Source organism: Deltaproteobacteria bacterium, assembly GCA_020845775.1.
Classification (GTDB): Bacteria; Bdellovibrionota_C; UBA2361; order SZUA-149; family JADLFC01; genus JADLFC01.
In genome coordinates, this window is record JADLFC010000036.1 from 24877 (window position 1) to 32532 (window position 7656).

The 7656-nt window shown below is 45.8% G+C and carries 7 protein-coding genes; 4 read left to right on the forward strand and 3 right to left on the reverse strand.

What is annotated here, in order from left to right; all coding sequences use genetic code 11:
- Positions 1–13: 13 nt before the first annotated feature.
- From IT291_02535 to IT291_02550, 4 genes are all read left to right on the forward strand, one after another.
- Positions 14–532, forward strand: a complete 519-nt coding sequence (locus IT291_02535) for a DUF3341 domain-containing protein (GenBank protein ID MCC6220096.1) — start codon at positions 14–16, stop codon at positions 530–532.
- A complete protein-coding gene (locus tag IT291_02540) occupies positions 522–1073 on the forward strand; it encodes a cytochrome c (GenBank protein MCC6220097.1) in 552 nt (183 codons plus the stop codon). Before IT291_02535 ends, IT291_02540 begins: the two co-directional genes overlap by 11 nt.
- Before the next feature lie 8 nt (positions 1074–1081).
- Entirely contained in the window at positions 1082–2386 is a 1305-nt protein-coding gene (locus IT291_02545) for a hypothetical protein (protein MCC6220098.1), read from the forward strand.
- Between the two features lie 247 nt (positions 2387–2633).
- Positions 2634–3722, forward strand: a complete 1089-nt coding sequence (locus IT291_02550; protein MCC6220099.1) for an SPOR domain-containing protein — start codon at positions 2634–2636, stop codon at positions 3720–3722.
- Positions 3723–3877: 155 nt separating this feature from the next.
- On the opposite strand, the gene IT291_02555 is transcribed toward IT291_02550, so the two are convergent.
- From IT291_02555 to topA, 3 genes are read right to left on the reverse strand one after another with little or no spacing between them, the layout of a single operon-like run.
- Positions 3878–4456 (reverse strand): phosphoribosyltransferase, encoded by a 579-nt coding sequence (locus IT291_02555; GenBank protein ID MCC6220100.1) that lies wholly within the window; start codon positions 4454–4456, stop codon positions 3878–3880.
- Between the two features lie 39 nt (positions 4457–4495).
- The gene (locus IT291_02560; GenBank protein MCC6220101.1) at positions 4496–4774 is read right to left on the reverse strand and encodes a hypothetical protein; all 279 of its coding nucleotides are present in this window, start codon (positions 4772–4774) and stop codon (positions 4496–4498) included.
- A gap of 22 nt (positions 4775–4796) precedes the next feature.
- The gene (topA, locus tag IT291_02565; protein ID MCC6220102.1) at positions 4797–7430 is read right to left on the reverse strand and encodes a type I DNA topoisomerase; all 2634 of its coding nucleotides are present in this window, start codon (positions 7428–7430) and stop codon (positions 4797–4799) included.
- Positions 7431–7656 lie beyond the last annotated feature (226 nt).

Sequence of the window (7656 nt, forward strand, 5' to 3'; positions counted from 1 at the left end):
TTAATTTTTCAACATGGCTGATAATTTGGTAATAGGTCACTTCGAGTTTGTCGATGACGTCAAGTCGGCAATAATTAAGTTGCGCGAATTAGGTCTTGGCGATTGTGAATTGTTTTCTCCGGTTCCTAACCACGATCTAGAAGATGAACTCTACAAGTTTAAGCCGAGAAGCCCAGTTAGGCGGATGACGCTTTTGGGTGGCGTAAGTGGTTTGCTAGGCGGCTTTTTGATGACGATATGGATGTCTATGGACTGGCCACTGAGAACTAGTGCGAAGCCTATTATTTCGATTCCGGCTTTTTTTATAGTTAGTTTTGAGTGCATGATTTTGCTCGGTGCAATTTTTACTCTTTTGGGAATGCTCGTATTCTCAGGGATACCAAAGATATTCTCGACTCCGGGGTATAGGCCCAGCTTTAGCGAGAGCACTTTTGGACTGACGGTGCGGGTAGCAAAGGAGCATGCCGAGGATATTAGGAAATATTTTAAAGATTGTGGAGCGAGCGAGGTGGAGGTGCAGTATGTTAGGTAGAAAACATTGCGTTAGGTATCTTTTGTGTTTCGTCGGAATTCTTTTTTGCATTGCAGCATTGGCCTCCTTAGCTATGGCGTTTCCTTGGGATACAGACATGAACAAGCTTCAGTCATACAAGGCGAACGAATTAACTCGTTCGCCTGTAAAGGGATCTGTGCCAATTGGGTATAAGCCATTTACTATGACCTCCGACGAAGCCGCTACGCAGTTAAAGAACCCGACTGAGTTTTCTGCAAATTCTGTTTGGCGCGGTAGGCGGCTGTGGAGTGCTAATTGCGCCGTTTGTCATGGAAGTCAAGGCGATGGGAACACGTCTGTGGGCAAAGTCATAAATGTGGTGTCGCTCTTAACAGATTTTTATAAGGGCAGGGAAGATGGGCGTGCTTTTGCGGTAATTACCAATGGGCAAGCTGGGATGCCGCGCTATGGATTTAAGTTTTCCGAGGAGGAACGATGGGATCTGGTAAATTACCTTAGATTTCTTCAAGGTAGGGAGTTAAGTGGAATACCTAGGACTTTAGAGGATAAGAAGGAGTAGGGGGTTATATGTCGCACTCGCTGTCTAGCGTCACCATAGAGGATGTTCCTGGCATATTAGAGGCGGGGCCGCTAGAAGTCTCGAAGAAGCTAAAGCTATTTTTGTGGCTTCTCGTAGCAATGGGAATTGCAGTTTTTGTTTTGGGCATTAATGGGGAGAACTCTAGGCTTGCGTGGATTTCATTTCATCTCAATTTAGTTTTTTGGATATTTCTGTCTGCCGCCGGAGCTGGTTTTTCTGCGGTGTTTAGCATTTGCAATGCCCAGTGGGCGAGGCCTGTTGAGCGCCTGTTTCAGTCATGTGTTGTGTTTTTGCCAATCGGCATCTTGCTATTGCTAGTATTGTATTTTGGTCACGAGCAGCTTTTCGTATGGGCTACAGAGCCAGTTCATGGCAAGGAACTATGGCTAGAGTCTAAGTTCTTATTCATACGCGATATCATAGGCGCTTCTATATTGCTGTTTCTATTGTGCCGAGTCATTTACTATTCGTTGCGAGCGGATTTTCTAGCGATTAGGGGTGGAATTGTAAAACTCGATGACTCTCGTGCTAAACGATGGTTGGACAAGCGCTTTGATAATTACGCTAAGTTTTCTGCGGGTGCGTTGGACGTTCGCGACGAGATTGCGAGGGCGATGCACAAGCGCGGCCGATATTCCCCTGTTGTAGTTATATGTTATGCAGTAATTATGTCTATGCTGGCATTCGATCTCATGATGTCGGTCGACCCTCACTGGTATTCTACTTTGTACGGCGCCTTTTTGTTTATGACAGGCGTTTATTTGGCGTTTGCTTGGATTTCTGTAGTAATTGCTCTCGCGCGAGAATGGCATCCGCTTTATAGAAAGAAAATCGATAGGCGCTGTTTGCATGATGTTGGCAAACTGCTGTTTGGTTTTGGAATATTTTGGGCCTATCTTTTTTGGAGCCATTATTTGCCAATCTGGTATGGAAATATGCCAGAGGAGACGGCTTGGGTAATCGTTAGACTTAGAGAGCAGCCGTGGCACGGTTTGGCGTGGATGGTTTTTGGATCTGCTTTTATCGTGCCTTTCTTGTTGGGATTAAGCCGAGATGTAAAGCAAATGCCTAGCTTGCTCATGGCTACGGGTTTGATAGTTATTGTTGGCCTGTGGCTTCAGCAATACGTTCTCTTTGTCCCTACATTATTTCCTACGGACATTCCTATAGGCCTGAGAGATATAGCTATTTCGCTGGCATTTGGCGCTGCTTTTCTGCTTTCGCAGCTAGCGTTTTTGCGGCGGGTGCCTTTGGTTGCCTTCGGCGATTTTTATATAAGAAAAGCCGATTAGGCTAGCTCTGCGTTTTGCAAACATATTATTTTTTGTCTTGCGCTGCGGTCGCTGCTCGTCATAAATTCTATACCGTTCCTAAAGAGTAAGTTAAATATTTTACTTTTTAGGAACGGTGTTTGTTGTTTGCTGGCAAGCACTTACGTGCTTGCTGGTTATTCCATTTACAAAAATGCTTTTTGTAAATGGAATAACTGCGTGTAATGTGTTCTGTTCGCTTCAGTTATAATTTTTAGAGGTGACTGTTATGGCTTCATATGTAGGGGGAGAGTCTGGCAATAGGAGCCGCAGCTCCAGCAGTAGGCAGTCGGAGAGAACTCAAAGGAGAGAAATTCGCCTTACATTGGGGCAAGTTTCTATTTTTTGGGCTGTTATCGCTGGTTCCATGGTAGCGGTGTTTCTTTTTGGCCTTTTTGCGGGGCGCGAAAGGGGAATTCAACTGGCACTTGAAGGTGACGCTTCGGTTGGCATGCGTTTCCCTGTGCACTCTAACGATGCGGATAGGAGTGGTGCGTCAGTCGTTGCGCAAGGAAAGGGTAGCCAAGCCGATAGCGGCATACTCCTTGCTAGCTTAGAGAATGCTGCTGAAGGCACTTCGTCGGCTACTGATGATGCTGGGGGCATCGCCAATGCACCCAGTGATCGGCTAAACGTCACTGGAGTTTCTCCGGTAAGTGAGGCTGTGCAGAAATTAGAGGCAGATGTCGGGTTTGGCCAAAAGCTTGCTTCTGATGTCGTGAAGGCAGGCACTGACGCCACTTTGCAAGCTACTTCGGATGGCAAAGCTATCGACAATCGCCTTTTAAACAGAGAAGCGCTAAATCCGCCTCAAAAGAGGCCGATTACCACTCAGTTAAATGCTGAGGCAAAGAAAATTGAGCTAGCTGCTGAAAAGAGCAAGGAAACTTTTTCAAGCATATCCATAAAGGACGCGCCGCGAGCAAGGTTAGGGGACATAAAGTCAAGCTCTCCGCTAACATCTGTGCCACCGAAGAATGTGGAAAAGTCTAACTTGGTGGTCAAGAAGGAGGTTAGAAAAGAACCTACTTCTAGGGCGGTTCAAAGCACTAAAGCTCTGTCAAATAAGCCGCTTGCGTCGGGGTGGTATGTCCAAGTTGCGGCAAAGACTAGTGACGCTGAGGCTATGGGACTTAGTAAGCGAGTTGGGAACTTAGGTTTAAGTACCACGGTCGAGCAAGCTACAGTTAAGGGGACGAGGTATTATAGAGTATTGGTGGGGCCTTTTAAAAGTCGCGAAGGCGCGCAGTCTGCAGAGAGGAAGATTAAGTCATCGCGAGTTGTTGACAACATGCCATTTTTAAAGAGAGTGTCGTGATTATACCATTTGCAAAAAGGATTTTTGTAAATGGTATAAACAGCAAGTGCGTAACCACTTGCCAATAAACAACAAATACCGTTTCCAAAAAGTAAAATATTTAACTTACTTTTTGGAAACGGTATATCAGTGCACTCGCGTAGGCGACGCTTAATTTAGGGACGAGCTTTACTCTGCGCGGAATTAGAGATGACGTATAAATCGGGGAGATTGGAAAACCGGTTTCGGTCTTCCATTCCATATCCAACGAACCACTCCTGCCCAGCATGAGGCATAGCTACCCAGTTAGGTACGAAAGTATTGTTGGCTGCCTTTCTGTGGATTAAGACAGCCGTTTTTACGCTACTTGCGCCAAGGGCGAGTAAATCGCTTTGAATCTTGTGCAAGGTTGCTCCGGTATCGCATATATCATCAACAACTAGAACATCGCGCTCGGTAGCATCTATATCCTCTATGTATGTGCGAATAGTATTTGCCTGTTGCACGTTGCTTTCAGAGCAATATGACCAGGCTCTGCAAAATGCTATTTCTACGCTGGTTTCCACTGCTCGCAAGAGGTCGGCAAAGAAAAAAGCACCGCCTCGCAATATGCAAACGGCAAGCGCCTGTCGAGTCGAGTTATTTTCTACATCCTTAGCCCAGGTGGTAATCTCAGCCCCAAGTCGAACGATGCGCGTACTGATTTGTTGGCGCGAATATATGAGTGAATAATTTTGTGGAACGTCAAATGCCATGCCGCAGCTCAAGATGGTTCGAGCTAATTACTTTTCTTCTCAATTATCCTTTTTTAGACGCCTAGTGACAGATGCAATGCTCTGCGCGGTGCGTTTATCCGTTGCTTCGCTAGGTAATGTGAATGTGGCTAAGCGATTTTCGCGATACGCCGAGTAGTCCAATGTTTCAGCGTTACTGTGATACATCCAGCTATCTATGTTGGCGCATTTTACACAAATGAATATACCTATAGCTATGCACGCTATAAACCAAATGACCGCATTTCGCTGTATTGCACCAAAATCTGCGCAGGGATCTTCTGTCTTGCTAGACTGCATATTACTAATTACCTATTCCTTCTTATTTATCTTTATCTGACTTTGTCTTTTTTCGCGTAGTCGCTGCCTTCTTAGGCTTTCCCTTAGTTTCGCCTTCATTTGAAACCCGTGCTTCAATTAGCTCCAATGCCTGCTCCAAGGTAAGCTCATCTACGTTCATGCTTTTAGCAAGCGATGCATTCGTCGTGCCATCGGTAACGTAAGGCCCGTAAATGCCGCTTTTTAAAACTATCGGAGCTTTGGTAAGTGGATTTTCACCGAGCTCTCTAAGCACCTTTGCTCCTCTACTAGAGCGACCCTTCTTAGGTTGACTAAGGAGCTCTAGGGCTTGATCATAAGTGATATCAATTGGGGTGGCAAGATCTGTAGGTATAGAGCGCGTCTCTGTTCCGCACTTGATATATGGGCCGTAGCGGCCGCTTGCTGCAAGAATAGGTTCCTTGGTGCCTGGGTTCTCTCCAAGAGTTCTCGGCAGCGATAACAGCTTAAGAGCGGTATCTAGCGTAATTTCCTCTGGCTTCATGCCGGCGAGCAATGAAGCCATTTTAGGCTTTGGGCCGCCCTTAATTTGTTCGCCAAGTTGAACATAGGGGCCAAATCGGCCGTTTTTCAAAAACACTGGTTCATTTGTTTGAGGGTCATTGCCTAAGGATTCTGCTTCTTGTACAGACTGTGCCAATATTTCAGCAGCTTTGTCCGGCGTCAATTCGTCTGGTGCGATATCTTCTGGCAAGCCGGCCCTGCGCGTTCCATCTGTTAGGAATGGGCCCCAGCGACCAATTCTTACTTCGAGATTCGCGCTAGGTGTGCCGTCGTTAGAAGATATTGGGATTCCGCAGACATCGCGCGGATCGATTGATTTCTCGCCTTGCTCTACTAGCGTTTTTAATCCGAAATGCGAATTGCCAAAATAAAAATCACTTAGATAGCGAATGTTTTCAGCTTCGCCGCGGGAAATGGCATCGAGGTCATCTTCTAAACGCGCTGTAAATTCGTAATCCAGCAAATGGGTAAAGTGTTTTTCTAACAGGTTCACTACGGCCATAGCCGTAAACGTTGGAACCAAGGCAGTTTGGCGTCTTACTGCATAGGAACGAGACAAAATGACATCGACGATGGAAGCCCATGTGCTCGGTCTTCCAATTCCTCTTCTCTCAAGTTCCTTAATTAGAGTCCCTTCAGTATAACGGGCTGGCGGCTGAGTGTGATGCTCGGTAGAGTCAATCTTTCTCTTGTCTAGATGTTCGCCCTTGTTAAGAACGGGAAGGAGTTTTTCTTGATCTGCAAGTTTTGCATCTGGATCGTCTGAGCCTTCGACGTATGCACGCAGGAAACCAGGAAACTCTATTGTCTTACCAGACGCCCGAAATGTTAACCCATTGCATTCTATGCTAACGCCTATGTGTTTGCCATACGCATCAGTCATCTGACTCGCAACAGTCCTTTTCCAGATGAGATCGTAAAGTTTTGCCGCTTCCTCGCCCAGTTCTTTCCCAACTTGATCTTGGCTTGCAAAGTTGGCACCCGCTGGACGAATGGCTTCGTGCGCCTCCTGAGCATTCTTAACCTGCGTCTTATAGACTCGTGGAGCAGGGGGAAGGTAATCATTGCCGTAATGCTCTTTAATGAGGGCGCGGCTAGCACCCAAGGCTTCTTCCGATAAAGTAGTAGAATCTGTACGCATGTAAGTGATAAAACCGTTTTCGTACAGACGTTGCGCGATCCCCATAGTTGCTTTCGCAGAGAGGCGAAATTTTCGGTTTGCCTCTTGTTGTAGCGTGCTTGTTACAAATGGGGGTTGAGGTTTGGTAGTATAGGGTTTCTCCTCAACGCTTGATATAACTGCCGATGCTGTCTTAATCGATTCTACGAGCTCGCGGGCTGCATTGATATCGAGTGCAATGATGCTATCAGCTTTTAGGAGTTGCCCCGTGTTTGGATCAAAATCCTTTCCTGTAGCTACGCGTTTGTCCTTAATATGGGTAAGTTGCGCCTGGAACGTTTCGCCGGTAGAAGGTTTTGCAAATTCGGCCTTAATTCCCCAGAAGCTCGCCATGCGAAACTTCATGCGCTCGTTTTCTCGCTCGACCAGCAAGCGAATCGTTACGCTCTGGACTCGGCCTGCGCTTAGTTTTGAGGCGATTTTTTTCCACAGCAATGGGCTTACCTCATAACCAAAGAGCCGATCTATAATTCGCCTAGTTTCCTGTGCTCGTACTAAATTTTCATCTATATCTCTGGGCGAATTGAGCGCCTGCTGAATCGCTTCCTTTGTTATTTCATGAAACACGAGTCTCTTAATCGGGACTTTGGGCTTTAGTGTCTGGACGAGGTGCCAGCTAATAGATTCGCCCTCTCGGTCTTCGTCAGTTGCTAGGAATACGACTTGGGCGTTCTTCAGGGCATCTTTTAAATCTTTAACATTTTGCTTCTTGGATTTTGGCACAACGTAAATGGCTTCGAAATTGGCATCCACATTTATGCCTAAACGTGCCCATGGTTCTTTTTTTAGGGTAGGGGGAATTTCAGACGCATTGTTTGGCAGGTCGCGAATATGACCATTTGAGGCCTTAACAACAAAACCTTTACCAAGAAATTTAACTATCGTACGAGCCTTTGTGGGAGACTCTACTATAATAAGTGAATTACTAGACATCCACATCTCCAAATAAATCTAGACCGTTCTACTAGCAATTGCTACTGTCGATCAAAACGCTCTACGTCCGATCTCTTAGGCGCATACATAGTTTTGGTTGCTATACCGTTTCCAAAAAGTAAGTTAAATATTTTACTTTTTGGAAACGGTATTTGTTGTTTATTGGCAAGTGCTTACGCACTTGCTGTTTATAGCATTTACAAAAATCCTTTTTGTAAATGCTATA

What these genes read in the sequence shown, in the direction of transcription:
- IT291_02550 (MCC6220099.1), top strand. Translation starts at nt 2,634, where the DNA reads ATGGCTTCATATGTAGGGGGAGAGTCTGGCAATAGGAGCCGCAGCTCC.
- IT291_02555 (MCC6220100.1), bottom strand. Translation starts at nt 4,456, where the DNA reads ATGGCATTTGACGTTCCACAAAATTATTCACTCATATATTCGCGCCAA.
- IT291_02560 (MCC6220101.1), bottom strand. Translation starts at nt 4,774, where the DNA reads ATGCAGTCTAGCAAGACAGAAGATCCCTGCGCAGATTTTGGTGCAATA.
- IT291_02535 (MCC6220096.1), top strand. Translation starts at nt 14, where the DNA reads ATGGCTGATAATTTGGTAATAGGTCACTTCGAGTTTGTCGATGACGTC.
- IT291_02540 (MCC6220097.1), top strand. Translation starts at nt 522, where the DNA reads ATGTTAGGTAGAAAACATTGCGTTAGGTATCTTTTGTGTTTCGTCGGA.
- topA (MCC6220102.1), bottom strand. Translation starts at nt 7,430, where the DNA reads ATGTCTAGTAATTCACTTATTATAGTAGAGTCTCCCACAAAGGCTCGT.
- IT291_02545 (MCC6220098.1), top strand. Translation starts at nt 1,082, where the DNA reads ATGTCGCACTCGCTGTCTAGCGTCACCATAGAGGATGTTCCTGGCATA.